This is a genomic window from Spirosoma areae (assembly GCF_054781775.1).
Genome location: NZ_BAAGTT010000016.1, coordinates 250,495 through 276,090 on the forward strand (window position 1 = coordinate 250,495; position 25,596 = coordinate 276,090).

Annotated in this window: 18 protein-coding genes; 7 read left to right on the plus strand and 11 right to left on the minus strand. The window is 52.4% G+C overall.

The genetic code is table 11. The features are described 5' to 3' along the window. Nucleotides 1-43 precede the first annotated feature (43 nt). Entirely contained in the window at nucleotides 44-3,742 is a 3,699-nt protein-coding gene (locus ACYVI1_RS07120; RefSeq protein WP_460908245.1) for a PAS domain S-box protein, read from the minus strand. Nucleotides 3,743-3,869: 127 nt separating this feature from the next. On the opposite strand from ACYVI1_RS07120, the gene ACYVI1_RS07125 reads away from it, so the two are divergent. The 3 genes from ACYVI1_RS07125 (at nucleotide 3,870) to ACYVI1_RS07135 (ending at nucleotide 6,290) form a co-directional block, all read left to right on the plus strand. Next, complete coding sequence (locus ACYVI1_RS07125) at nucleotides 3,870-4,205, plus strand: PKD domain-containing protein (RefSeq protein WP_460908247.1); 336 nt, start codon at nucleotides 3,870-3,872, stop codon at nucleotides 4,203-4,205. A 6-nt stretch (nucleotides 4,206-4,211) separates the two neighbouring features. After that, a complete protein-coding gene (locus ACYVI1_RS07130) occupies nucleotides 4,212-5,339 on the plus strand; it encodes a hypothetical protein (protein WP_460908249.1) in 1,128 nt (375 codons plus the stop codon). A 75-nt stretch (nucleotides 5,340-5,414) separates the two neighbouring features. Further along, entirely contained in the window at nucleotides 5,415-6,290 is an 876-nt protein-coding gene (locus ACYVI1_RS07135; protein ID WP_460908251.1) for a hypothetical protein, read from the plus strand. A 49-nt stretch (nucleotides 6,291-6,339) separates the two neighbouring features. Here ACYVI1_RS07135 and ACYVI1_RS07140 read toward each other — a convergent pair whose 3' ends face one another. From ACYVI1_RS07140 to ACYVI1_RS07175, 8 genes are all read right to left on the minus strand, one after another. Continuing rightward, the gene (locus ACYVI1_RS07140; protein WP_460908786.1) at nucleotides 6,340-7,752 is read right to left on the minus strand and encodes a WG repeat-containing protein; all 1,413 of its coding nucleotides are present in this window, start codon (nucleotides 7,750-7,752) and stop codon (nucleotides 6,340-6,342) included. Then, nucleotides 7,718-8,515 carry an FkbM family methyltransferase gene (locus ACYVI1_RS07145; RefSeq protein ID WP_460908253.1) on the minus strand — a complete coding sequence of 266 codons (798 nt, stop codon included), beginning with the start codon at nucleotides 8,513-8,515 and terminating at the stop codon, nucleotides 7,718-7,720. Before ACYVI1_RS07145 ends, ACYVI1_RS07140 begins: the two co-directional genes overlap by 35 nt. A gap of 179 nt (nucleotides 8,516-8,694) precedes the next feature. After that, nucleotides 8,695-9,282, minus strand: coding sequence for a retropepsin-like aspartic protease family protein (locus ACYVI1_RS07150; protein ID WP_460908256.1), 588 nt, complete (start codon nucleotides 9,280-9,282; stop codon nucleotides 8,695-8,697). Between the two features lie 90 nt (nucleotides 9,283-9,372). Beyond that, the gene (locus ACYVI1_RS07155) at nucleotides 9,373-10,722 is read right to left on the minus strand and encodes a hypothetical protein (protein ID WP_460908258.1); all 1,350 of its coding nucleotides are present in this window, start codon (nucleotides 10,720-10,722) and stop codon (nucleotides 9,373-9,375) included. A 114-nt stretch (nucleotides 10,723-10,836) separates the two neighbouring features. Further along, complete coding sequence (locus tag ACYVI1_RS07160) at nucleotides 10,837-14,271, minus strand: hypothetical protein (protein WP_460908260.1); 3,435 nt, start codon at nucleotides 14,269-14,271, stop codon at nucleotides 10,837-10,839. Between the two features lie 107 nt (nucleotides 14,272-14,378). Next, nucleotides 14,379-15,869 carry a hypothetical protein gene (locus ACYVI1_RS07165; RefSeq protein WP_460908262.1) on the minus strand — a complete coding sequence of 497 codons (1,491 nt, stop codon included), beginning with the start codon at nucleotides 15,867-15,869 and terminating at the stop codon, nucleotides 14,379-14,381. A 108-nt stretch (nucleotides 15,870-15,977) separates the two neighbouring features. Next, nucleotides 15,978-16,421 (minus strand): hypothetical protein, encoded by a 444-nt coding sequence (locus ACYVI1_RS07170; protein WP_460908264.1) that lies wholly within the window; start codon nucleotides 16,419-16,421, stop codon nucleotides 15,978-15,980. A 95-nt stretch (nucleotides 16,422-16,516) separates the two neighbouring features. Further along, on the minus strand, nucleotides 16,517-18,025 hold the full coding sequence (locus ACYVI1_RS07175) for a hypothetical protein (protein WP_460908266.1): 1,509 nt from the start codon (nucleotides 18,023-18,025) through the stop codon (nucleotides 16,517-16,519). Between the two features lie 402 nt (nucleotides 18,026-18,427). Between ACYVI1_RS07175 and ACYVI1_RS07180 the strand changes: the two genes are divergently transcribed. Beyond that, a complete protein-coding gene (locus tag ACYVI1_RS07180) occupies nucleotides 18,428-20,146 on the plus strand; it encodes an Ig-like domain-containing domain (RefSeq protein WP_460908268.1) in 1,719 nt (572 codons plus the stop codon). A gap of 59 nt (nucleotides 20,147-20,205) precedes the next feature. Here the strand turns inward: ACYVI1_RS07180 and ACYVI1_RS07185 are convergent, their stop codons facing one another. Beyond that, on the minus strand, nucleotides 20,206-21,150 hold the full coding sequence (locus tag ACYVI1_RS07185) for a hypothetical protein (RefSeq protein ID WP_460908270.1): 945 nt from the start codon (nucleotides 21,148-21,150) through the stop codon (nucleotides 20,206-20,208). A gap of 495 nt (nucleotides 21,151-21,645) precedes the next feature. Here ACYVI1_RS07185 and rsmA point away from each other — a divergent pair, with 495 nt between their 5' ends. From rsmA to ACYVI1_RS07200, 3 genes are all read left to right on the plus strand, one after another. After that, a complete protein-coding gene (gene rsmA, locus ACYVI1_RS07190; RefSeq protein ID WP_460908272.1) occupies nucleotides 21,646-22,464 on the plus strand; it encodes a 16S rRNA (adenine(1518)-N(6)/adenine(1519)-N(6))-dimethyltransferase RsmA in 819 nt (272 codons plus the stop codon). 71 nt (nucleotides 22,465-22,535) lie between these two features. Beyond that, entirely contained in the window at nucleotides 22,536-23,888 is a 1,353-nt protein-coding gene (gene mgtE / locus ACYVI1_RS07195; protein ID WP_460908274.1) for a magnesium transporter, read from the plus strand. A gap of 215 nt (nucleotides 23,889-24,103) precedes the next feature. Continuing rightward, a complete protein-coding gene (locus ACYVI1_RS07200; protein WP_460908276.1) occupies nucleotides 24,104-24,652 on the plus strand; it encodes an arsinothricin resistance N-acetyltransferase ArsN1 family B in 549 nt (182 codons plus the stop codon). A 156-nt stretch (nucleotides 24,653-24,808) separates the two neighbouring features. On the opposite strand, the gene ACYVI1_RS07205 is transcribed toward ACYVI1_RS07200, so the two are convergent. Then, a complete protein-coding gene (locus ACYVI1_RS07205) occupies nucleotides 24,809-25,525 on the minus strand; it encodes an SDR family oxidoreductase (RefSeq protein WP_460908278.1) in 717 nt (238 codons plus the stop codon). Nucleotides 25,526-25,596 lie beyond the last annotated feature (71 nt).

Consider the following 25,596-nt stretch of genomic DNA (forward strand, 5'->3'; position numbering starts at 1 on the left):
GCGTAAGATTGTGCCTGAACGGGTGCATTAAACTGAGTTTCGTTTACTTTCTTAATTCGGTCAGAAACTCCCCAAACGCCAGCTCCAGAGCGTGTAAGGCGTCCAGCAAACCACTGGTATCATTGACTTTCAGCTTGCCTTCGGCAGTGCGGGCAATGTCGGCAACGCGGGCCACACCGATGGTTCCGGCGCTGCCTTTGAGCGTGTGCAGATGACTTTTCACGGTCGGAATGTCGCCGAGATCGTAGGCCGAGAGCGAGCCGCTGACTAAGTCGGCAGCTTCGGTCACGAACTCTTCCATAATGCTATCCACTAACTCCTGTCCGCCAATATCGCGCAGTTGCCTAACAATCTCCGCGTCGATGATAGGCAATACGGGTTCGGCTGGGGCCGCTGCCTTTGGGCTGGCTTTCGGAGGGGCAGTTTCGTGTTTAGCGCGGTGGGCGTCGGCAATTTCCTTCACCTTCGCCACTAAGCTTTGGGCGCGGATGGGTTTGGCAATGTAATCGTCGAGACCCTGACTGATGAACCGTTCGCGGTCTTCCTTCATCGAGTACGCGGTCATGGCCACAATGGTGGGCAGGTTTTTACCGAACTGTTCGCGCAGGTGGCGGGTGGTTTCAACACCGTCCATGTCGGGCATCTGAATGTCCATGAAAATAACATCGAAGCCCGCATCACCCCCCGGCACAATGCCTTTTGCCCGTTCCTCAACTTCCTTAATGGCCGCCGGGCCACTGTCGGCGGTGGTGACAAGGCAACCCGACCTGCGAAGGATTTCGCTGGCGACTTTGCGGTTTACGGCGTTGTCATCCACCAGCAACACGTTGGGATGATAGGCACTGAAGAAGTTAGCCAGCGCAATTTCGGCGACTTCGGTGGTCTGCTGCGTTGGGCTGATGGCCGTTTCTTTCAGTTCAATCGTGAACCAGAACGTACTGCCCATGCCAACGGTCGAGTCAACGCCTACTTCGCCCTTCATCAGGTGAGCCAGTTCTTTTGAGATAGCCAGCCCAAGTCCTGTACCACCGAACGATTTCCGCGACGACGTATCGACCTGGCTGAATGAGTTGAAGAGCAGATTTATGTTTTCGGGCGAGATGCCAATGCCCGAATCCCTGACGGCCACCCGAATCCGGTTGAATTTACCCCGCTTGCTGATCAGCGACGCTTCGACCCGAATGTCTCCCTGTTCGGTGAACTTGATGGCGTTGGAGGTCAGATTCGACAGGATTTGCAGGAGCCGGGTCTGGTCGGCAATCACGAATGTGGGTAAATCCGGGCCAAGATGATACGTCAGGTCGTTGTTTTTAGAGTTGGCCTGCTGACCAAACAGCGCGATGAGTTTCTCGAAAATTTCTTTAAAAGCCACCGGCGATTCGTGCAGCACCATCTTGCCCGCTTCAATCTTCGACAGGTCCAGAATATCGTTCAGGATATTCAGCAGCGTTTCCGACGAGCGTTTCACGGTCTTCACGTAGCTGCGCTGCTCCTCGTCTAACTGCGTGTCGTTCAGCACATCGATCATACCGATAATCCCGTTCATCGGCGTGCGGATTTCATGGCTCATGTTGGCCAGAAACTGCTCTTTCACCTTCAGCGACCGTTCGGCCTCGTCTTTGGCTTTCACCAGTTCAACCGACTGCCGCTTCAGTTCGGTAATGTCGCGGGCCAGCACGGCCACCACTGAATCGCTGGCCGATGCACCCGGCTCGTCGTTCAGCATTAGCATGTTGAACATAAACTGCCGCTCGCTGCCATCTTTCCGGCGCATACTGGCCTCAAAGTTTCGCAGGCTTCGGTTGCGGCCCAGTTTGAACATGGCCTGGCGAATTAAACTGTTATCAATAAAAAACTGGCTTATGTCCTGCCCCAGTACTTCATCGGGGGTGTAGCCCATGCGCTTCAGCACCGACGGGCTAACCATTGTGATGCGCCCTTTTCGGTCAACACGGGCGTAGATGTCCTGAAGGTTTTCAAAAATACCCCGGAATTTCTCCTCGCTCTGGCGGGTCGCCACCTCGGCGCGTCGGCGATTGGTAATGTCGCGGGCAATGCCGGATACTTCGTCGATTATGCCGCCAGCCAGCAGGATGGGGTTAAGGTGAAATTCGAGGTATGTTTCGCCACGGGGTGTTTCAAAATACAATTCAAAATTCTGCGGATGCCCCCGAAACGCCTGTCGGTATTTTTCTTCCAGCCGTTTTCGGTTTTCCTCGCCAATCATGCGCCAGCCGAGGTTCGGCGCGCTGCTGTGAATGGTTGGAGTTTCGTTTATCTGGTACTCGATCAGGCGGGCGTAGTTCTTGTTGAACGAGGTGAGTTGAAGCGCTCTGTTGACCGACCAGATCAGGTACGTGCTGCTGTCGAAAATGGCGTTCAGGCGGGCATTCTGTTTGTCTAACCGAGCCTCCGACTGCTTGCGCGCAATGGCCAGCGCAACCTGCCCGGAGATGAACTCCAGCAATTCCAGATCGCGGGGACCATAGGTTTGGGCATCATCGTAGGATTTGACCCCGATGATGCCCGTAATTTCATCGCCGATGCGGAGCGGGGCCGTTAGCATGACCTGCGGCTGACGCTGACCGTATAAATCAACATGCTGCTCGTCGGCCAACTGACGAATATCTTTCTCATACAGAAACAAGGGCCTGTTGGCCAGAATCGTGTATTCGATGATGCCATTACCCAGTTTCCGTTTGGTGAATCGCATGTTGCCACCGAAATATTCATCGACGTAGTACGGAAACGATAAATACGTTTTGCTGGAATCATACAGGGCAATAAAGAAATTACGGGCGTCGATGATGTTGCCTAACTCCTCATGAATCCGGTGGTACAGTTCATCGAGGTTGGGCGTGTTGATGGTCCAGTTGGCAATGCTGTAATAGAGTTTCTGCGATTTTTCGGCCCGAATTTTGCCCGTAGTATCGTGGAGGATACACCGGAAAGCCGTTGGGCGGCCGTTGTCGAAGCGGCAGTTGACGCTCCCCGACAGAAACAGCGTTTTGCCAGTTTTGCTGCGAAAAACAGTTTCAATATAGGGGAGTCTGTCGCCGTTCTGAATCCGCTTCAGCAGCCCGAGCGTGCTTTCGGTGTAGTCGGGGTGGAGAACGTCGCGCAGGTTCAGGGCCGATATTTCTTCGGAATTGTAGCCGAGTACCTCACGCCAGGCCCGGTTCACGAAGATAAACTTCCCGTCGAGTGTTAGCAGTTGAATCAGGTCGGAGGTGTTGTCGACCAAATCCTGTAACTGGGCGTTGGTATTGGAAAGGGCTGATGCCACCCGTCGTTTGTTGGTAACATCTTCGCCAATAACCGTGAACGACGAAACGTGCCCATCGGCTCCGTTAACGATTACCGAGTTGAGTTGCACGCTTCGTAAGGCCCCGCTGCGAGCCAGCAGGTTGATTTCCTTCTGTTCGGGAAAACCGCCTTTAAGGAGCGCTTCCTCAAACTCAAGTTCAAGCCGGGCACGGTCGGTGGGCGGAATAAAAATATCGAAGAAGTTTTTGCCAATAATTTCGCCTGATTGCCAGGCGGTTACGCGGAAGGTATACGGGTTGGCATACAGTAGAGTCCCGTCGCGTTCAATGGTCAGGCCAACTAAGTTAAGCTGGTCAACTGTCTGGCGAACATCAAAAGCCGATAACGCGTCGGAGACGAGAATACCGTCGCGTTCGTGGTGCAGCCGCTGAATTTCGGCCACTAATTCATCTTTGGTTTTGGCAGACCAGGTCATGGGTGTGTTGGTAAGTGGATAAATTTACAAAAAACCGTTGAAATCACGGCAGAAAATGGATTTACTCCATAGACTGCACTTCGTTCAAGAAGTATTGCTTACTTTGTCTACATCTCATCGAATACGTATGGTAAACCGCTTTATCTGTCTGCTGGGGTTGCTGGCCACACTGGCCTGCGAACCCTTCGACCTGGAGAAAAAAAACTTCCCGACCTGCGCTAAGCCATCGGCAGCGATTGGCTACACGGCGGGTAAGTTAGATGTTACGTTTTTTCTGGACAATCCGCAGGGCGACATTGGCGCCATCGGCTGGGACCCCGGCGACGGCAAGGGGAGAAGCCGCGTTGGCACCCGCGTCACGTACACGTATGAAAAAGCGGGCACCTATACCATTACGCTTGTGCTCGCCAACGCGTGCGATGATAAATTTACAGTCACCCGGCAAATTACCGTCAGTAATTAACTCATTATGCGTCTGTTATTTCTCATTAGTGCTGGCTTTTTACTGGCTTTACCGGGCCGGGCACAGGAGCGTGTTCGTAACGTTCGGGTACGCGTTGTTGACTCGACCCAACTCGAAATCAGGTATGACCTTATCAATGCCCGACCCGGCGACTCCATTTACTTTGAGATGCGTAGTCGGTTGCGGGGAGCCTTGCAGATTCGGCCTGAATTTGTACGGGGGGATGTTGGAATGCGTACTACCGCCGGGGCCGACCGGCGTATTATATGGGATGCACTGGCCAATGGGTATTCGCTGAACGAAGAAGTTCAGGCAAAAGTACTCGTCAGAACCGGCCTTACGCCACCGACTATTCCGCCCTCGCCATCGGAGCCTGCGGTGGTTCAAAAGCCAGTCGACGCGACCCCGAAGCCTGAACCAGTAGCCCCTAAACCAACCCCAGCGGAAAAGGTGGTTGTTACTCAGCCAAAATCGAAGCCGCTGGAGCCTGCCCCGGTGCTAAAAACCGAACAACCCGCCCGGACGAAGAAGTCGAAGCGAAATAAAAGATCTGTTTTCGCTGCCGATACAACACAACCTGCTCCAACAACGCCTGTTGTTGTTTCGACGCCAACCCCGCAACAACCCACGAAGCAGGCTGACCCGGTGGCCAGGCCTGCTCAATCCCGTTCGCAAACCGTGTTGGCAGACTCCGCTCGCCCACAACAGGCCCGGTATAGTGGTCCGGCCTGGGCACTGGTATCGGCAGTGGCTCCGGGCATCGGGAATATTTTTGTGCAAACGCCGACGCCTAAAATCGGCGTTCGTCCGTTACTAACAGTAGGTTGTTATGGATTACTTGTTTATGGTTTTTTAGAGCGACAGAAAGCGCGGGATGAATATGCCATCTATGAGCAACAAAAAAATCTGATCGCCGGTGAACCGTACTACCAAACGGCTAATGACCATTATCATCGTTATTTTATGGCCACGCGGGGCGCACTTGTCGTAGCGGCCGCCGATGTTATTTTTACGTTCATCAGAGGTGTCCGCAATAATCAGGTGCAGAAAGCAGCCCAACGGTATCAGGGCTTTAAGCTCAGACCAGGTATTCAGGCCGGGCAACCAACGGCTGTTGTTCGGTATTCGTTTTAAATTAGCGAACGATCAAAATAATGAAAACTCTGACGCGACACCTTTCGCTCGTTCGCTCTTTCACTCCTTACCTGTATGCGCTTATTCCTGACCATTGGCTTTGTCGCTCTTTTTTCGGCCAGCAGCCTGGCCCAGTCAGCGGGGCGACGCCCAAAGTCCACTGTTTATTCGGCTTCCAGCGATTGGCAAAAAGTAGTCCTAAAGCCTACGTCCCGGCTGGCCCGAACGATGCAGCCTGCTGGCAGGTCAACGGAGCCAGTACGCCAACCTCCTGCACAGCCTGCGGCTCCGTCTGTTAGCCGGGCTGAGCCAGTTGCCGGTGCGGCCTTAACCGAACCGGCATCGGTTCGCACCACGCCGTTGAGCGCCGGCAATTCTGATTATCGCCCGGCCTTCACGGGCGACTTTGCCACCAACCGAAACGGCTGGCGAGCAGGCAGTAAGGGCGATTACTATTACCAGATTGGCCTGGGCCGCTATAGCATGCGGAAGCGAAATGTGAAAACGCAGCAGGTGGCGTTCAGTTTTGTTTCCCTGCCACCCGATATTAATTTGAATGGGGCTGATATATTCACAATTAAAGTAGATGTGCTGGCCGATTCGGGCCGTGTTCCAACGGGGGGGCTGGTGTTTGGCGTGAAAGACTCGTTGAATTTCTGCGCCTTCACCATGAATGAAAAGGGCGAAGTGTCGATTCGTCGGGTGGCGAACGGCCAGACCTTCAGCGACTATATGCCGGGTGATTTTTTTGCGCCTGGTGTCCCGGTCGATAAAAATCGCAATCGGCTCACCATCCGTCGAAAAGGCGAAGCCCTGCATTTTTACGTGAATGAGCAGGAAGTTCGCAGCAGCCCGTATCCGTTCAAAATGTTGCCTGGCAACGGCATCGGCATGATAAGTTCGGCTTACTGGACCGCGTTCCAAAAGCTGAGCGTTACACTGGGACCGTAAAGATAGTTAGTAGCCGCCAACGTCAGTTACTGGCGACTATCGACTAATTTTAATTCCTGACTTGCTCACCCGCCCGGTTGATGGTCATGAGCTGGCCGTTTAAAAAGGCAGAGGCCGTATTGCCGCGAAATGGCGTAACGGCCTCATATTCTGGTTTGATAACCCATTCATCCGCGTCGTTGATGAATCCCCAGCGGCCATTGCTTCGAGCCCGTCGCCAGCCCTGCTCGTCGGTTCCCAGTTCCACTTTATCGTAGGGTTTATCGCCGAAGGATTCTTTGTATTTGCCTGAGCGGGCATCTGCCAGAGTTGATGGCTTTTCTGTCGATCCGGCAGGTAAGGCAGGCGTTTCATCAACCGGTTTCGTATCAGGCTGAGCTGCGTTAGTTTTGGGGTTATCGATTGCGACAACGGCCGGTGTGTCACTGGCTTCGCTTGTTTCCTGGTTTTTTTCAGGCTCCTGGCGACTTACGGTCGATTCGTTCGCTGAGCGCTCCGCCTTCGGGATACGGGTCGTTTGTTCGGTTTTTGATTTTGGTTTGGCATCTGTATCGCGGGCGTTGCTGCTTTTTATAAACCAGTAGATTAAGGCCAGTATGACTAAGGCGAACAGAACCCCGTAGATGCCACTTCGGTCGCGCGGAATCACCTCTACCCGAACCGTGCTGAGTGGATTATTATTGACGTCGAACAGCGTATACTCCGTGCTTTTCGATGGTTTCACCCAGCCTCGATTTTTTGCCGATAAGCCTTCGCCCAAATCATCGATGGTTACGGCCAGCAGGTTTTCGACTTCCCACTCCAGTGTTACAGGTTGACCTTTGTGTACGCGGGCGGGTGTTGCCGTAAACGACCGTACAATGGGCGTCGGTTCGGGTATCCCTGGCGTCTTTACGGGCTGTTGGACTACAACCACCGGCGGGGGGACAAAAACAGCCGGTTCACTAATCGGGACAATGGGTTTAACGGGTTCAGCAGGAGCTAACTCCAATGCCGGCGGCTCTGGCTTAGATTCGATTAACTCCTCAAAGGCAATTGGCCTGTTAACCGGTTCGGTCACGACCGCAGGTAGATCGACAGGGGCTGGGGCTGGGGCTGGCTCTGGTTTTTGAGAGGCCGTTGTGGCTGTCAGGCGCTGAAGCACAGCGGGTACCCACCGATTCCTGACGAAGTCGGCGGATAGTTTCAGGGAAGTTGCCGCGTTCAGGATCTGGGCCAGGTCCTGCTCGACCAGGTGGCTGCGCGAGGGCTGGGCCATCCGGGCAATACGGGCCTGGATATTCTGAAACAGCAGCGTATTGTTGGCCACTTCCTGACTAATTTCATTGGCTCGTTTCAAGGCATCGGCCAGTGATATACCTGCCTGTTGTGCCTCCTGAAGATAGCCGTTTGTCCGCCAGATGTCAGGGCCATCGAGAACAATGGCTTCACGAAGTCGGTCGGTCAGTTCGGTTTCCGTCATGAGCGGGCGTGTCAAGGTTTATAGTTCCTGTATAACGGACAAAAAGAGCGGTTGTCCACGAAAGTTCCTTTCCGGCTATTCGTTCTTTTTCGTAGTAATCAACCAGACGCATATTGTGGCTACGCAGGAGGTGCAGAATCTCCAGTGGGTCAGACTGGCCTTCGTATAACGTTGAAAAATTCAATTCAAGCAAAACAGCCCCAATCTTTTGGTTTTTGAATAAATTAAATCCTCCCTGCAACACGGGGAGTTCAAACCCCTGGGTGTCGATTTTTAATAAATCAATTTGTTCGATACTATGTTCGGAGCAAAACCGATCCAGGGTGTCTACCTGAACCGATTCGACCGAAACCAGTTCTTCTTCGGCAAATATATTTTCCGATTTGTCGGGGTGCATGGCAAAAAAGGAACTCAATTCCGACTGCTTATAGTTGCGGAATTCCGCCACCCCAACGCGTTCACCAAGAGCGAGTTGATGAAGTTGTACCCCTGGGCCAAACGATTGACCCGCTAAGGTTGCATACGTAGCCGATGAGGGTTCAAACGAATGGATAACAGGCCTGGGATAACAACGCTGGACGAGTTGGATCGTTTGACCCTGGTTGGCCCCCACGTCGAAGCAAACCGGATTGTCCTTACTGATGAGCAATGTTAAATCCCGTTTCAGTTCATAGCCGGTTATGCCCCCCCGAAACTGTCGACCGATAAACAAGCCAAAGAACGCAAACACCGACTTAACCGAATCGACAAGACGTTTTCTCATAGGTGTTGCTTGTGTCAGATAGCCTGATGCGTGACTTGTCTAAAATTGACTACTACAGCAAAATAGATTCTGTCGATTCTCCGGATTCTCTTGCCCTGATTGTTAGCCACAATAGCCTCAACAGAATCGACAGAAACAAAAGTTTACGAGGACTGGAATGGACTGATAAACAGCGAATATTAGTCGAACGTAACGATATTTCGTTTATAATCCACCGATATTTTTCCAAATTTCGACAGCGCGGATTGCCCCAGCAGCAAAGGCGCCTTTGTATTGCTGACTACGTTGGCATTCACATTCTCAAGCACCCGGTCGCCAATTCGCACCGACCTGAGCCGAACAATGGCGCCCGGCGAAATATCACCGTTGGCATCCTGAAACTTAGACTGCCCCACCAGATCAGCTTCGGTGATGGTGCCCTGCTTCATCATAAATTCGGCTTCGGTCGATGAGATGGAGATCAGGCTGGCTCCAGTATCCAGGATAAACCGCATGGACGTGCCATTCACGATGACCGGCACTTTATACACGCCGTTTTCCCGCTGCATAACTACCTCCGTCGGACCACTGCCCAGTTGGGTCAGCGTCGGTTTTGCTGGAGTGCGGAGCGTATCAGATGGCGTTTGGCTCGTTTCGGCGGCTGGCTTTCCGGCAGAGCTGCGCTTACTCCGGTGCGGCTGATGACTGCCCGACCGTGAGCAGCCGGAGCAACCCGACAGGTAGAGCAGACTGCCCAGAAGAAGAATAAATAAGACGATTCGCACCATTGTTCCAGAGTTAGGCAAAATAGGTTAGGCTAAGTAAAGTCGGGAAAGCATATGCCATATCCTGGAGATATAACATATGCTTTCCCGACTTTACTCATACCGAATCAACGCTTTTGTTTTTACTCGCCAAACGCCGTTTTCGAGAACAGCCTCGCCATCCCGACGCATGGCAATCCGGGTATGGGTAGGGGTATAGCTGTTTTCGCTCTCGCAGGCGGGTTCAATCATATAATTGCGATACGTCAGAAACCGCGCTACGCGGCCTGGCTCAGCCTCGAATCGAAACGAAGCCACCATCGGTTTATCCGCACTGATGCTGAACCGATACGCCGACTCGGGCGAGAGCGACCCCGATCGCTGGGCTGAATCGAACTGGCCGTTTGGGTCGGGGGGCGGAAAGTAAAACACCTCCGAGCGTGCCGGGGCGGGTAGTGGGTCTGGCATCTGAACGGCGTTGGCTTGCTCCTGAACAGGTTCGGCTTCGGGCCATTGGCCCGGCTCAACGACCGGTTCGCCCGAACGAACGATGGGTGCCGGTTTTGCGCTGATGCCAGCGGACTGCTGCTTCAACTGCTGGATGGTCGTCAGTGGATTGTCGGTGCCTAACTCGGCCACAATAGCATCGTAGGCGCTAACTTTCTGCCGGTAGTCGCCCGGTGGCTGCCGGGGTTCATTCGTCGGTTTAGGAGGCCGCTGTGCGAACTCCAACGTTCGGTTTATGTGAAGGTTTTCGGCCAGCAACCGCTGAATTTTTTTGTTTGCATTCCGATACGCCAGCAGATAAACCGCACCGGCGCCCACGAGCAAGCCAACAAGGCCACTGAGTATCATTGTCCAGAGTTCTTTTTTCTTTCGTTCGGTTATTTCGCGCTCTAACTGACTTATCTGAAAATTTCTGGGGTCTATAGTCGTCTCATCAACCGTTTCTGGCTGCGAAGCGGCTGGACTTTCCGACGCTGTTAGGGCCGGGTCAGGTGTAGCTGCAGGCGGAAGCATGCCATCAATTTTAGCCAGTATCTGCGACTGAACGGCCAAACTTAGCGGTTTGCCGTAGTTATTGTCTTTTTTGTAACGGGCGTAAAAATCAGCTAATTGCTTCCGAATGGCGGCATTGGCTTCTGCGGGCGACAGGGCTATAAAACGAGCCGTGCTTTTTAGTTCGCTCAACTCCTGCATTTTCGCGCCAATCGGATCCCAGCCGCCAACAGTCCGAATAATGGTTTGTGGGTCGCAGCCATCGCCACAATTCAGCAATAGCCCGTAAATTTCCAATGCTTTCGGCTGCGCTTTTTGCTGGCTGATTTTCTCAAATACGGCAATGGCTACATCCTTCGTCAGCGTATCGACAGCCGCCTGATTGGCGTTCTGACCGAAGCTTAGGGATGCCGACGCGAGGATAGCGACGGGTATCAGTAAAAGCTTGCTTCGTGCGGTTTTCATAAAATTGTCAGGAAATTGTCAGGAAATTGTCAGGTGTAGTCTGCCATTTGCAATAGTCCTGATTGACTACCCCTGGCAACACCTGACAATTTCTGACGACCAATGACTACCTACTTACACCAGTGCGTTCGCCAATTTATTGAGGGCGCCAATGAGCGGGTAGAAAAACAGCGTCTCATCAATGGGTGAGCTGAGGGCATCGGCCATGCCGCTGTACTCAGCCGCCACATCGCTTTCCCGGCGCTGAATGCCGTCCATGAGCGAGGTATCTAAGTGCGTTCGCAATTCCTGCTGAGCAATCACTAACGACCGCGCCGATACGTTCAGATTCCGGACGAAACTAAATTGCTGATTGAGGGCGAAGAAGAAATCAACAAACGCGTTGGTTTCCTTCAGCAACGAATCAACTACCTCCGGCTTCCGCAAATCGGCGTAGGTCAGCGTTGGAAATTCGTTGTTAAACGTAGCCGGAAACACAAAATTGATGGCTTCGGTATCGACCGGGCGGCTGTTGGCGGGCTGCATCAACGCACCTTTGCAGGTTACTTCCTTTGGGCCGCGCTTTTCATAAAATAACGTCAGGCCGCTGGTATCATACGTTTGTTCATACACTTTCTCGAAGATCGCCCGCGCCAGTTTGCCCAGCATCTGATCGTCGGCACTGATAATGGTCAGCACTTTGGAGCCGGTGCCGCTGAATGTGAAAGCACCCGGCAGACCGATGCTGCGGTGCTTCATTAACTTGGCAACGTGGTAAACTAAGGCCGTAAAAAACAGGACGAATACGATTTTCATGTCTTCGTCTTTGGCCAGCATCCCGTTGAACGACAGCATACTTTTGGCCTTCACGTCGTTGCTTCGCTCAATCGAGAACCAGAACGCCATGATGTCTTCCGAGCGGTTCGTGTCCAAAATCCGCCGGTTGTTATCACTCAGATTGCCCAGACTTTGGCTATCTAAGAGCGTCTGAATTTTATCAGCGTACTTCCGCACGAAACCGTTGTGACTGGCCGCGCCATACTCACTGAAGGCATCGCCGTAGATGGCATTTCCCGCAAACCGAAACGAGGTTAGCAACCGGGGTTCGTTCCGTTCGTAGACCACCACGTCGGATGTACCCCCGCCAATATCGACGTTAATAACGGGCCGGGCCGACGCACTCAGGGTTGGGTTTTGCTTGTAGTAATAAAACGGCGCTACCGACTCCGACACCTCGCGCAGCCGCCCCGCCGACCCGCCAATGTAGCGTTCGTAAAGCAGTTGCCAGTCGGCGCGAAGCTGGCCCACGCGGCCGGGCGTCATGCTGGCCGGGAAAAACCAGTAGATCGTTGTTTGGGTCAGATTGCCGCCTTCGGTCAGGACTTTGTTTTTGATGAGCATCAGCAACTCTTCCAGAAAAGCTTCCACCCGCCGTTCGTTCTGGTCGGTGGCTTTGGCCCATTTCAGGTTGGTCGTGATGCGGTTAGGGTCTGCTGGCTTCCGCTCGATGTAGAACGGAATGTTGAAGTCGGCCAGTGCCTGCGTTTGCTGGTTGTAACTCAGGTTCATCGACTCAGCAATAGCCGTGCGCGTCGGGAAGCTGTCGGGCCGGCCTGGACCGATAGTTGGCGGCACAAACTCCTTTTCAAATAAGATAAATAACTCGAATAGCGCTGAATTGTACTGCGATGGATTTACCAGCGTTCCTACCTGTGGCGTTAGTTCGGCCACGTCGAAGGGCTTAGGTGCCCCCCCATCTACTTTATACTCGACGTGGGTGTTGGTCGTTCCGAAATCCACCGAAAATTCAAACTGCTTGCTGCCGCCGTTGTACAATTGCCAGCGAGGGATCAGCACGCCGTGCATCTCCCGACCGTCGCCCCGAATGTTGGTTTGCAAGTAATCGAACTCTTCGCGCAGCACGTAATACACGCTCGACCCGTCGGTATTTTGCTGACGGACAGTGCGCTGGTGCTTCGATTCGGCTTTCATTTCGGCATTGGCCTGTTCCCGGAAATAGGTCAGTTCATACTGATTCTGGCTATCGAAACCCGATTCGATGAGTTGCACCCGATAGTCGGCGGGAACCGTCACTGAACCCGACCGGACAAACGGATAAATGTTGACCGTAAACGAATTTTCGACAATGATGCCCTCGTTGGTCGTTTCGTTAGGCGCGGTCGAAGCACCAACGGTTGAACCATACAGCCGCTCAAAGGTAACGAACTGGTTGCCGGGCTGGTTGGGGGCCGTGACGGGAATGTCGAGTGTGACATTGACACCACCACCCTGCGGCACCATCTTGAGCCGAACGCGGCCCGTCAGTAAATCATCGACGTCGAAGAAATCGAAGAAATCTTTTTTAAGCGGCAGCAGAAAGCCTTTATCCGTTGCGGGCGACTGTAAGTTGCCATCGAAGAACCGGCCCCGGTCAGTAGGGAAGGGCAACCGGATGAGGTATGGCTCCAGCAAGTCGCTGACCGTTAGCCACGGGTAATTGCCCGGCTGACCCGGCAACGGCCGCTGGTTGTCGCGCCACGACTCGCGGGCGTAGTACGGCACGGCCGTGTTCGAGTTCCACTGCGCCTGTGGCACGTAAGTAAACTGCCGGAAAAAGCGGTTTTGCAACGCCATCGGGCGCGGCTGACCAGGGTTCAGCCGGGCATATTTATCGGACTTGATGATAAAGTCGCTGACCTGGTCGATGGCGCGGGCATCGGATTTTTTCTTGCGGAGCGGGAAGCCCAGCACTTCTACCACATCGCCCGGCCCGGTGGTGAGTTCCTCGAAATCCTGCTCGAATTTCTCCTTTGTCAATAGCGGCTGGCCGTTCGGCGATTCGATATGTTCATAGAAGAGCGATGGATTTTGCTGCTGCAACAACGCACGGCTACGGTTCAGGTAGTCATCGACCTCGCGGAAACGGTCGCGGAAGTTGGGCATGAACAGTTTGATGGCGTACCAGAATTTCTGATACTCAATATCGCGCTGGTGCAGCGGGCAAACCGACTGGTCGAACAGCCGATCGTTTCCCATTGAGACATCGACCCAACTCAGGTCATTTCCCGCACTGAAAAACAGCGTTTTGGGCGAGGTGCCCCCCACCACGCGGCCCCGGTAGCTGAGGATAAATAGCCGGTTGATAGCCCCAAAGTTATACTCAGCGGCATCCTGGTCTAAGAAGAGTTTCAGCGCGTCGCCCAGCCGTTTATGGCCCTGGTTGGTCGAATTCCGCAACCGGTCGAGGTCGGTGCGAACGTCGAAGGGCGTAATGGTGACGTAGGTTTTGAGCTTGTCGTAATTAAAAAACAACTCGCCCACGTCGAGGCAGTCCGACACCACACGCTGGTCGTTCACGGTGCCGCTCAGGTCGGGTTTGAGGGCCAGATTCAGGAAAGCCGAGCGCACCAAATCCATCCGGGCAAACGGACTCGGAATAGAGGTCGGCTGCTTGGTCGTCTGGCCGCCCTGCGGGTCACGAATGGCCGCAATCTGGTCGGTGCCGAGGGGCTTGCTGACGTACCAGTGCAGGCCAGGGGTAGGGTTATGTAAGCTGAATGTTGTTGGCATAAGTTTTTTCAGTTTACAGTTTTCGGTTCACTGTTTTCAGTTGGCTGGCGCGTCATACACTCTTGCGCCAGCCAACTGAAAACTGTAAACCGAAAACTGTAAACTTTTTAGTAGTCAAGCACTTTCGGCAGTTTCTCCCGAACGAACTGATCGGTACCCTCGGAGAATAATTGTATGAATTTATCGGCTTCGGAGCCGTAGGCTTTGCCCTCAGCGGTTTTGTTGAGCGTTTGGTCGAAGTCGTCCACGATGTCTAATTTCACGTCCGACTCACCCCCGAAAATGCCCCGCTTTTTTGGCTCGAAGCCCCGAACGGTATGGCCGAGGTTGGCCGCATCGAGCAGGAACGGCTCAAACGACCTCTTGTTTTCGCGCATCTCAGAAAGCCACTGCCGGAAGCCCGCATCGAAATTTTTGACGCTGTTGAAAAAGCCTGAATTCAGGAATGACGTCGAGATAACGGGGTTTGCTTTTGACCACTGCACCGTGCCAGCCGCCTGCCGGAGTCGCTGGCTCAGGTACGTGCTGAACAAAGCCATTTTTGACAGGGGCAGGCTAATCAGTTGCTTCGTAGCTCCGGCGAGGTTGCCCAACTGAAGGCTGATGCCATCCTGCTCGATGCCAAACTCTTTGTAGACCGGGTTCGTTGGTTTGCCACTCGTATTGGTCAGGCTGCTGTCGTCGGTGTTCATAAAGTCCACGATGGCTAACGCTGAGGCCAGTTCAACAAAGTGAGCTTCGTTTTTCTGCCCGCCCGCGCCGGGGTCGTAGGTGTAGGCTTTCGTCTGGTCATCGCCGATGTAATACAGCGCATTCACCGCCGGATTCACACCCTTTTGGTAGTAGTTGAGCGCGGCTTTGGTTTTGGCGATGAACGAAGCGGGGTCGATGAGCTTGTTGTCGTTGGTGGTCAGGCTGAAATACGGCATCACCGACACCGCCCCGATTTTAGCATTGGTCAGAAAGGCCGGGTTCGGAATTTGCCCGATGGCCTGCGCTCCCCGAATGTTCTTGAGCAAGATCGGAAAACCAGCCGCACCCGTGCCGCCAAAAATCGAGCTGACAATAAAAATCCGGTCGTTGGCGCCAAAATTTTCGGCAAACGCCTGAAACACGTCGGAATAGCGAAACTGATTTAACACCGTGCTGCCAATGTTGGGGTTGCCCACAAAGCCGATGTCCATTTTGGTTTCCAGATTTTCTTCCGAAAACAGCAGACTGGCGAAGGCTTTGCTGGGACCATCCAGACCCTCATAGTTAATGTAATCCCGAAACTTCTCCTGCTGAACGCCCTGCAGTTCAAAGACATACGTGTCAGCAATGGTCGCATTGCCACCGATGGCACGGTTCAGCGTTTTGATTTCTGTCCCGAAAAAACCCGATGTGGGTTTGGTCTGCAGGCCCGCCCGGATGTTGCCATACTCACGCAGCAGATCTTTGGTACGGAGGAGGTCATCGTTGGTGGCATGGGGGTCCAGCACGATGGGAATAATCTCATCGGTATTGTTCATCTTCACGCCAGAGGCCAGCAAAAACGTCAGGGCTTTCAGCACCCGCGAGCCGGTTCCGCCAATGGCGAATACAAATAGTTTTGGCATACATTTTGGTTTTTTGTGTAGAGACGCAACACGTTGCGTCTCCTGTGCGTCAGCAATTGTTCGCATCAGCCAAAACCATCCGGTCAGCAGACGCAAAGTATTGCGTCTCTACTTCGACGGCCAGAGCATGGGCCGGTGTTTTGCGTTTTTACTGAAATTCTTCAGAATCATTGAGATGATAAAGAAAATTAGGGCACTCAACAGAGCCATCGAGAAGGCGTAACTCAGAAATATACTGATACCCTGGTCGAAGAGGATGCCCTGATTGGGGTCGGCTTCGTCGCGGGGGATGTCCTGCCCCGCTTTCTGGTAGCAGGTCACGAGCGTGATGACGAAGAGCGTGAGTGCGCTCACGCCCATCATGAGCAGCCAGCTACCCATACCGCTGAAACTTACCCGGTTGAAGGGCCAGATGTAGAACGCAAATGCGACCACAAAGGCAATACCAATGGCCGTCCAGGTAAGGGGCGATAACAGCTCTTCCTGATACAAATCTTCCAGCAACGCGCTGTTAACGAACAGATTGTAAAAATTATAAAGAGATTCTTCCATTGTTTTATTGAGTGAATTGTGAATGAGCGAATGAGTGAATAAATGTATGCGTCAGCTATTCACCGCATCGGCGGCCCGGTCATTCGCTCATTCACTCATTCTAAATTGATAATTAGCGTGAAATACTCGGTTTGGTTGTTGGGGTTGTAGGCTCGCTCGACACCCTGCAATAGGTTTTGAATGCCGAAGGTTGAGTTGGCATCGGGCGAGGCATCGTTGGTTGTGTTGGTGTTGGCAATCCAGCGGGGCGGAAACTGCCGACGCAGCCGAATCGTTGCCGTGCGTTCGCCATGGGTAGGTTTTGCACTGGTCATCAGTAGTTTATGTGTCGTGCCGTTGGCGCCCGCGTAAGGCTGCACCGCCGAAACCCGAAAGTTGTCTTTCCCCTCAACCACATACTGACTCGCATCTGTTAGCAGCGACCCAGGCAACCGCAACGCCGACAAATCGACGGCTACGGGAATCGTCAGACTTTTGTCGGCCACGTCGGGTTGCACATCGGTGAGGGCGTGAACGGCTTTGGCGTGACTGCGAACTTCGTCGTCAGCCCGTTTGAAGCGGCCTTTGCGGGCGGGGTCGGTTACTAAAATGCTGTAAAAGGGCGTTATGGCTTTGGTATCTCGTCCGAAAAACCACGAATCGTCGTAGCCAGGCAGTTGGTCGAACCGGCGGATGGCCTGATAGGTTTGGTCCTGATAGAGCCGCTGCATGGTTTCGTTGCGGCCAATCAGGCAGAGGTAGTAGGGCCGCTCACCCGCGTATTTTTTCTTCGCGTTGTTCCAGCTATAATACGTCCCGTTGAAATCGGCGTTGAGCTTGATAACCAGCATCGAGTGGGAGCTGGCGTAGGGATTGAAGACCGTTGTGAGCAATGAACTGGCCGCGTCAAGGATTTTCGGCGCACTCATGCCCGTCAGGTTGGGATCGGAGTAAATCAGGTCGGAGACAAGTACACTCAGCTCATCGCCGGCCGTGTTGCGGAGGATTTCACTGAAAATTCCTTCAAAGTCCGTACTGATCGATTTCCCTTTTGTTTTGGCGACCGTAAAAACGCTTTTCTCCTTAAAAAACTGTGACAGCGACAGCCCTAACTCGTTCACTTCGGTGTTAACGACAAACAGTTTTCCCTGACCCGGATTGACCGCGTCGAACTCAGTCAGCACGTCGTTTAGTGCCCGTTTGAAGGTTCCATCTCCGCCGGGTGCGTCGTAGGGGAACATGCTGCCACTGGCTTCGAGATAAAGTTTTAGCCGAAGTGGTTTGCTCGATGCTGTGGCACCAGATAAAGCTATTGTGGGCGTTTTGCCGTCTTTTACCAACTTTCGATAGTCGATGTGGCGTTTGATGTAGTTCGTCAGAGCAGCCTCGTCCACGTTGCCATCGGCAGTAATTAATTTGGCCGTTTTCTTCGTGTCGGCGAGGTCTTTTTTCTCTTTGAGAATAAACGACCGGATGGCCTGGGCTTCAGTCGCATCGAGTTGATTATCGTTCGTCAGTGCATCACTGATTTGGGTATCAACCTCATCGACCGCGCCAGAGCAGCCAGTGAACAGACCAATCGACGCCGTCAGAACGATCAATAAATAGGGTCGGGTGTGAAACATGAATGGTTTTTGGGCGATTAAACAAGCCATAGACGCGGGGCAAATGTACCAAACCAGTACATACTAACCCGCCATTTACGAACAGAGGCTTAAATTTTCTTAAATTTCTCTTTAACCTAACGAAGCAGCCCACCATTTTATGTCAATCGGCACGACTAAACGATGAACGGACGTTTACCTTTGTAGTGTAGATGAGCCTAAACTTGTGTTTAGCGATTGTCTGAGTCGCGTAGCGACGGGATGCTTGTAGAAAAATTATGGCTTTATCCAGTTCGCGTTCCATAGGTACGCAACAAGGAAAGGACTGGCTGTTGTTGTGTACCTACGGCACACAGATGACGCGAATTTCTACAAACATTAAGTCCCTAACAGGACTATTCTGCACGTTGAATAAATCTCATCATGACGCTTCGCCACTTCGTAACAGCATTTCTACTGGCTCTTCCTATTCTTCTCCAGAACTGCGCGCAGGTTGCTCAGCCGCCAGGTGGCAAGAAGGATACGCTGTCGCCGAAATTAGTCAGTAGTATGCCTACGGCCCGACAGCTAAACTACACAGGAAAATCGGTCGAACTGGAGTTTGATGAATATGTGAACAGCGAAAATCTCCAGCAGAAAATAACCATTACCCCCCAGGACAGTAACACGTTCATTGTGAAATCGCTGCCCAAAGGCATAAGGCTGAATTTTAGCAAGCCCTTCCTGCCCAGCACCACCTACACAATCGACTTTGCCGATGGCATTAAAGACATCACCGAACGGAACGTTGCCAAAGATACCAAAGTCGTCTTCAGCACTGGCTCTGCTATTGACTCACTCTACCTGACGGGCAATGTCGTGGACGATGAAAGCCGAAAACCACTGCTGGCTTTTGTGGTGGGGTTGTTTGCCCCGACCGATACACTGCCCATCAATCGAAAACGCCCGCAGTATTTTGCCCGGACCGACAGCAACGGTACTTATCGCATCGAAAACGTAAAGGCCGGGCCGTATAAAGTGTATGGATTTGATGACAAAGATCTGAACTTAGTGAACAACACCCCCGGCGAACGGGTAGCTTTCCGCGATAGTGTGCTGAACCTGACCCGAAACTACACGGACGTCAATCTGGTGGCTTTTCGGGGCTATGGAAAACCCCGCATCAGCCGACGCGAACGCACCGACGAAACGCTTGGCCTGGAACTGAGCAGTGGGATCGCCAGCTACAAACTGCGATACGGTAAACCCGTTTCTACCACCGGTACATCAACATCCGCTGCGTCTTCATCAACTGTATCCACAACCTCATCGCCGGGCGATACGTTGGTCTCGTTTCTGGAAAATCCCAAAATGATTCGGCTGTACCGACCGGCGAACCGCGCTGCCGATGATACGATTCACCTGACCGTTGTGGCTGAAGACTCGGTGGGTAATGTGACGGAACTACGGGAACGCATTTATTTTTCGCCCCTGAAAACACGGGCTAAAAATCGCCAGCCGTTGACCGTGCAAGTTTCCCCACCGGCGAGCGAACCGATTGACAATAATTTAGAATTTACGCTGGTGTTCAACAAGCCCGTGTTGCGTTTCAGCACCGAGCTTATGCTAATTGGTCCCGACAGCACGAAACCGGTTAAACTTACGCCCGCCAACCTGAACTGGAGCAATAATTTCTCCAGATTAGTCATTAAACAGCCCACCAACCGCAACGGCGGACCGCTGCGCGATAGTTTGCTGTTCAGGTTGCAAAAAGGCGCATTCATCAGTGTTCAGGGTGATACCCTGGCCCGCTATTCGACCTGGTACACGCTTGCTGAAGAAGATAGTTATGGCCTCATTGCCGGACGCATTAACCCGGCCACCGTTGGTTCGTCGGGCACTAAGTTCATTGTGGAGTTACTGGATAACACCTACAAAGTAATCCGAACCGCTTATAGCACGCCAACGTATAGTTTCGGACGGCTCAGGCCGGGGCTATATCGCGTCCGGCTGATTATCGACAGCAACGGTAACCGAAAGCGCGACATCGGCAATGTACAGAAGGGAATCCAGCCCGAGCGAATTATCTATGCACCGGGCACCGAGGAAGATGGGTCAATTCGGGTGAAGCAGAATTTCGAGTTGACCGATACGGATTTTTAGAAGAAGGCCACCGGCCAGCCATCCCCCAACCGACGCGTCGGTTGGGGGTAGTCCTACAGCTATCGTTGATAAAAATAGATTGCTGCTGGTATGTTCTGCTTGACTTCGCTAATTGTGTAATAGCCAGATCCATCCGTTTTACAGGCAATAGCCTCACCGCCCGGTTCTTCAATGTAGGGGAGCGTACCGGGGCTGGTGGCCAGTAATTGTGATGTAGTTTGAAACACTGATGACTTTTTCCAGTAATAGACAGTAGTATAATTCTTGATCAAAATTTCGCTTCCATTCGCAGAAATATCGCCACCCGTTGCAGTCGAAATATTAACAGTTCCAGATCGGGTCAATGTCGTAGTTCCTGAATTGCTTTGTGGATAGGCGGCTTTATAAACTCCTCCTTTTGTTGTTTCTTTAGTGATAATAAATAGATCTCTTGTGAGTGGATCGATCATCAACGTTTCAGCATTTCGAGGACCGTCGGCATATCTAAAATCTAATTTATTTACCTCACTGTCGCTAAGTGTTTTGTTATACGGTAATGGCTTGCCAGCAATTGACGGCTCGATAAACCGGTAAATGTATATTTTGCTGTTTACAGAACCATTATCGCCCGTATCAGCTAAGTAAATGTACCAGGCAAAAGCCTGTGGGCCGCGCCCAATGGTAATATCCTCCCAATCGCGGTTCGGGGCGTTGGCTGGCAACGTGAATGTGGCTTTTGTAAAACCCTGCTCATCAAGCAGGTAAATTTTGTTAGGATTACCACTGTCTTCGTGCACCCACAGATAACCCGGATTTGTACGGCTCTGCACAACGCCCGAAATTTCGTCAAGACTGGCATCTCTCACCGTCCCCAACTGCCGCCTAACGGCAAGGCCAGCAGCCGCTAAACGTGCGTTGCCGTTGTTTTTGGCTGACTGTTCACTTTCTAAAACAATTGCTTTATCAGGCTGGCACGACATTGTAAAACAGAAAATAGACAGACTTAAATAGAGGAGTTTGTTCATAATGGTTAATTGGTTTTGGTTGTAATGAAATTTTTTTTATGAAAAAGATAATTTATCGATGTTACAAAGTACTTTCTGTTTGGTCAAATTCTGATATTAAGTTTTTAATATTTACTTAAAGGTATCTCTCTGTTTATCAACTTATATATCTGTAAAATAACCGTGGCTTGTGGCCCAATCGCAAACGGCAATGCACTACCTATAAAGTGCAGCGTCTATGCCATCCTGCTTATCTCCCTCTTTCTTACTATTCTGAGCACCCTGCCAAACAGGGCGCAAGCGCCCGATGAACACCGTCAGACGCTATAACCTCAGCAAAGGGGTAGCTATTGATTGCTATGACCCCGTAAGTTATTTTGATGGTAAACTGGCCGCAGGTGAAATCCCGGAAGTGACGGCGCTAAATTAGTCTTGCGGCTGAATCCTCGCCAATTATTCGCCCGATGCCCCGTACCTTTACGTCGGACCGCCGACGCGGTTGAAACTGCTGACATCATGTACGTAAAGCCTAAAAAAGAACTCGGTCAGCATTTCCTCAAAGACCTGAGCGTTGCCCAGCGCATCGCCGAACTATTGACCGGGCATGGCGGGTATCAAAAAGTGCTCGAAATTGGACCCGGCATGGGCGTTCTGACGCAGTTCCTGCTCCAGAATAACGGTCCAGCAGGATGGCAGTTCGACACCTACGTCATTGAGATTGACCGCGAGTCGGTCGAGTATTTAAAACAACATTTCCCGGCCCTGGACGGCCGGATTCTGGCCTCCGATTTTCTGAACATTCGACCCGATTTATTGCCGGCAAAACAGCCCGGCAGCACTGAGTTATTTGCCGTTATTGGCAACTTTCCGTACAACATTTCGACGCAGATTCTTTTTAAAGTGCTGGACATGCGCGACCGCGTGCCGGAGGTTGTTGGTATGTTTCAGCGCGAGGTGGCGCAACGGATTGCATCGGGGCCGGGCAATAAAGATTACGGCATTCTGAGTGTGTTGCTACAGGCGTGGTACGACATCCGGTATGAGTTCGGCGTTACGCCCGACGTTTTCGACCCACCACCCAAGGTTCAGTCGGGTGTGATTTCGCTCCGGCGCAACAACAAAACCGAACTCGGCTGCGACGAGCGGAAATTTACGCAGGTGGTCAAACACGGTTTTGGCCAACGCCGGAAAACGCTTCGTAATGCCCTTAAGCCCCTCAATCCGCCCGAAGCTGCCCTTGCCAGTCCCTTCATGGACAAACGCGCCGAGCAATTGAGCGGGGCGGAGTTCGTGGAATTGACGTTATTGATGAATAATGTAGAATGTAGAATGTAGAATGTAGAATGTAGAATGTAGAATGAGCCGTACCCATTAGTCATTCTTCATTTTACATTATCCAGTAAACAATGACGTTCGAACTCACCAAAGACTACCTCGGCCATATTCAGTCGGCCATTGAAGCGGGCAATGAGACCCTGCTGCGGGCTGAGATGGAGGAACTCTACCCGGCCGATATTTCGGGAATTCTGGACGAATTAGAGCCGGAATTCGCGCATTACCTGCTGAGTTTGCTCGATAAGTCCGTTGGGGCTGAGATTCTGGCTAACCTCGACCCCACCGAGCGCACCAATCTGCTGAAACTCTTCACCTCGCCGGAACTTGCTCCCTTCATCAACCAGATGGAGTCGGACGACGCCGTGGATTTGCTCAACGAGCAACCGATTCAGGTGCGCGAGGAAGTAATCGCGTTGCTGGAAGACCGCGAACAGGCTCGTTTTATTCTGGATTTGCTTCACTACGACGACAGCGTAGCCGGGGGGCTGATGCAGAAGGAGTTAATTAAAATCAATGTTAACCTGACGGTCAATGCCTGCATCGAGGAAATTCGTCAGCAGGCCGAAGATGTTGAAAATGTCTATGCCGTTTATGTGGTCGATGATGTGGGTAAATTGGTGGGCTTAGTGTCGCTGAAGAAGATTGTGCTGGCCCGAAAGAATGCCAAAATCGCCGACATCTACGATGAAGACGTGGTTTTTGTGGAAACTTACCGGCCCGTTGCCGAAGTGGCCGAGGTGATGCAGAAGTATGACTTAGATGCCATTCCGGTCGTGAACGTGCAGCAACGGCTGCTGGGCCGAATCACGATTGACGACGTGGTGGACGTGATTACCGAACAGGCTGAAGAAGACATTCAGGTCATTTCGGGTTTGTCGGGTGAGGTAGAAGAAGACGACAGCGTGTGGCAGCGCTCGAAAGTGCAACTGCCCTGGTTAGTGGCAGGAGCCGTGGGGAGCTTGCTGGCCGCAACGGTCATTAACGGATTCCAGAGCGAATTGAGCAAAATTGCGGCCTTAGCGGCCTTTATCCCCATCATTGGGTCCACGGGTGGGAACGTAGGCATTCAAACCTCCTCGCTGATTCTGCAAAGCCTGACCGACACGACGGGCCTGAGTATGACGATGGCCAAACGACTCCTGCGAACGTTACTGGTGGCCATCATCAACGGCTTAGTCGTTGGCATCATTGCAGGCATTTACACGTTTATCATTGGCGAACCACGGCTGTTTTTCGTGGTCGCAGCATCCTTGCTGGCGGTGGTGCTGCTGGCCTCGTTCATGGGGACTGTTACGCCGTTGCTGCTCAACCGAATTGGCATTAACCCGGCAGTAGCGTCGGGGCCGTTTATCACAACTGCCAATGACCTGATCGGGATTGGCGTCTATTTCCTGATTGCCCAGTTGCTGCTGACCGAGGTATAAATAAAAGTTGTTGACCTTATGAGGCTGTCTAAAAAGTAGATTTCTGTTGGCTCGGTTTTACCCCCAACCGACCCGTCGGACCGCCCCTAAAGGGGGCTTATTTCCACGTCGGACCTGCATTCGCCTATGGTTCGTTTGCGTAAGGACACAAAAAGCCTGAATATCTGTATTTTTGGTGAATTGCTCATACTACCCATTTTCTTGTTGCATTTGCTATGACGATTCGCTTTGCCACACCCGCCGACGCGCCCGTCCTGTTGGCTATTTATGCACCCTACATCACGGATTCGTGCATTTCCTTTGAGTACGAAGTACCAACCGTTACTGAATTTGCCGAACGCATCCGAATCATTCACCAGCGCTTGCCTTATTTAGTTGCTGAGGTCGATGGTCGAATACGGGGTTATGCCTATGCGTCACGGCATCGCGACCGGGCCGCTTACCAGTGGTCGGTTGATACGTCGGTGTATGTACATCCCGATGGTCATCGGCAGGGTGTTGCCCGGCAACTGTACACGACGCTGTTCGATTTATTGCGCCGACAGGGGTACTTCAATGCGTATGCGGGCATAACGCTGCCCAATCCGAAAAGTGAAGCCTTTCACCAGACGATGGGTTTTAAACCAGTTGGCATCTACACTAATGTCGGCTACAAATTTGGCGTGTGGCATGATGTGTCCTGGTTGCAACTCGCCTTGCAGGCTCACCAGCCGAATCCGGCCTTACCAATTTCCATCACTGAGTTTACTGTTGCCATCTCATAAAACGTTAGCCTTTGTGACTCGAATCAGGAGTCGATACCACGATCCAGGATAGGCGGGGTTTAACGGCCCGCGATCTGGCCATTCAGCAGGGAAATGAAGAAGCTCTGGTGCTGTTTCAATAAGGGTTGATTGCCGGACCGCCGGTGCGGCACTACCTTATTTTCCACCCGGTCTTGTGGGCCGTACCTCTACTTTGCTGGGCAGGGTGCGCGGGTTCATTTTTAGCAGGTCATATACGATGTGCCCAATATCTTCAGGCTGGATTTTCCAGGCATCGGCTTCGCTGGGCAGGTGATCGTTAAAATGGCTGGCCACGGAGCCGGGCATAATGGTTGAGACTTTGATGCCTTCAGTACGCAGGTCAAGCATAATGGCCTGCGAGAAGCCAACCAGTCCAAACTTACTGGCGTTGTAGGCGGCCCCTTTCTCAAAGAAATTTGTTCCGGCCAGGCTCGCAATCGTGATGAAATACCCTTCCGTTTTCTTCAGCGCATCCAGTGTGGCTTTGGCCGTAAAAAACACGCCCGTCAGGTTGATGTCGATGGTTTCGTGCCACTGTTCGGGGGTAAGTTCCTGAATAGGAGCGAAGTGGCCCACACCTGCATTGGCAATGACGTAGTCGAGCCGGTTCCATTGCTGCAACACGATGTCTACAGCCTTTTGCTGGGATGCCAGATCGCGCACGTCGGCAGCAAGACCCAGCGCATGACCCGCTTTGATTTCATTCAGTTTAGCCGCGGCTAACTCAGCCGCTACGGAGGAACGGCTGGTGATGGCTACCCTGATGCCTTCTTTAATCAGCACTTCGGCAATGCCGTAGCCAATACCTTTTGACCCGCCGGTGATGAGCGCGGTTTTGATGTGATCTGCCATGAAGTTGAGAGACGTAAATTGATTTCCTGCTACTGAAACAACGCCAGAGCGGCCCGAAAGTTTAGCAGAAA

Coding starts and splice junctions, on each gene's coding strand:
- ACYVI1_RS07120 (WP_460908245.1), bottom strand. CDS start 3,742: ATGACCTGGTCTGCCAAAACCAAAGATGAATTAGTGGCCGAAATTCAG.
- ACYVI1_RS07125 (WP_460908247.1), top strand. CDS start 3,870: ATGGTAAACCGCTTTATCTGTCTGCTGGGGTTGCTGGCCACACTGGCC.
- ACYVI1_RS07130 (WP_460908249.1), top strand. CDS start 4,212: ATGCGTCTGTTATTTCTCATTAGTGCTGGCTTTTTACTGGCTTTACCG.
- ACYVI1_RS07135 (WP_460908251.1), top strand. CDS start 5,415: ATGCGCTTATTCCTGACCATTGGCTTTGTCGCTCTTTTTTCGGCCAGC.
- ACYVI1_RS07140 (WP_460908786.1), bottom strand. CDS start 7,752: ATGACGGAAACCGAACTGACCGACCGACTTCGTGAAGCCATTGTTCTC.
- ACYVI1_RS07145 (WP_460908253.1), bottom strand. CDS start 8,515: ATGAGAAAACGTCTTGTCGATTCGGTTAAGTCGGTGTTTGCGTTCTTT.
- ACYVI1_RS07150 (WP_460908256.1), bottom strand. CDS start 9,282: ATGGTGCGAATCGTCTTATTTATTCTTCTTCTGGGCAGTCTGCTCTAC.
- ACYVI1_RS07155 (WP_460908258.1), bottom strand. CDS start 10,722: ATGAAAACCGCACGAAGCAAGCTTTTACTGATACCCGTCGCTATCCTC.
- ACYVI1_RS07160 (WP_460908260.1), bottom strand. CDS start 14,271: ATGCCAACAACATTCAGCTTACATAACCCTACCCCTGGCCTGCACTGG.
- ACYVI1_RS07165 (WP_460908262.1), bottom strand. CDS start 15,869: ATGCCAAAACTATTTGTATTCGCCATTGGCGGAACCGGCTCGCGGGTG.
- ACYVI1_RS07170 (WP_460908264.1), bottom strand. CDS start 16,421: ATGGAAGAATCTCTTTATAATTTTTACAATCTGTTCGTTAACAGCGCG.
- ACYVI1_RS07175 (WP_460908266.1), bottom strand. CDS start 18,025: ATGTTTCACACCCGACCCTATTTATTGATCGTTCTGACGGCGTCGATT.
- ACYVI1_RS07180 (WP_460908268.1), top strand. CDS start 18,428: ATGACGCTTCGCCACTTCGTAACAGCATTTCTACTGGCTCTTCCTATT.
- ACYVI1_RS07185 (WP_460908270.1), bottom strand. CDS start 21,150: ATGAACAAACTCCTCTATTTAAGTCTGTCTATTTTCTGTTTTACAATG.
- rsmA (WP_460908272.1), top strand. CDS start 21,646: ATGTACGTAAAGCCTAAAAAAGAACTCGGTCAGCATTTCCTCAAAGAC.
- mgtE (WP_460908274.1), top strand. CDS start 22,536: ATGACGTTCGAACTCACCAAAGACTACCTCGGCCATATTCAGTCGGCC.
- ACYVI1_RS07200 (WP_460908276.1), top strand. CDS start 24,104: ATGACGATTCGCTTTGCCACACCCGCCGACGCGCCCGTCCTGTTGGCT.
- ACYVI1_RS07205 (WP_460908278.1), bottom strand. CDS start 25,525: ATGGCAGATCACATCAAAACCGCGCTCATCACCGGCGGGTCAAAAGGT.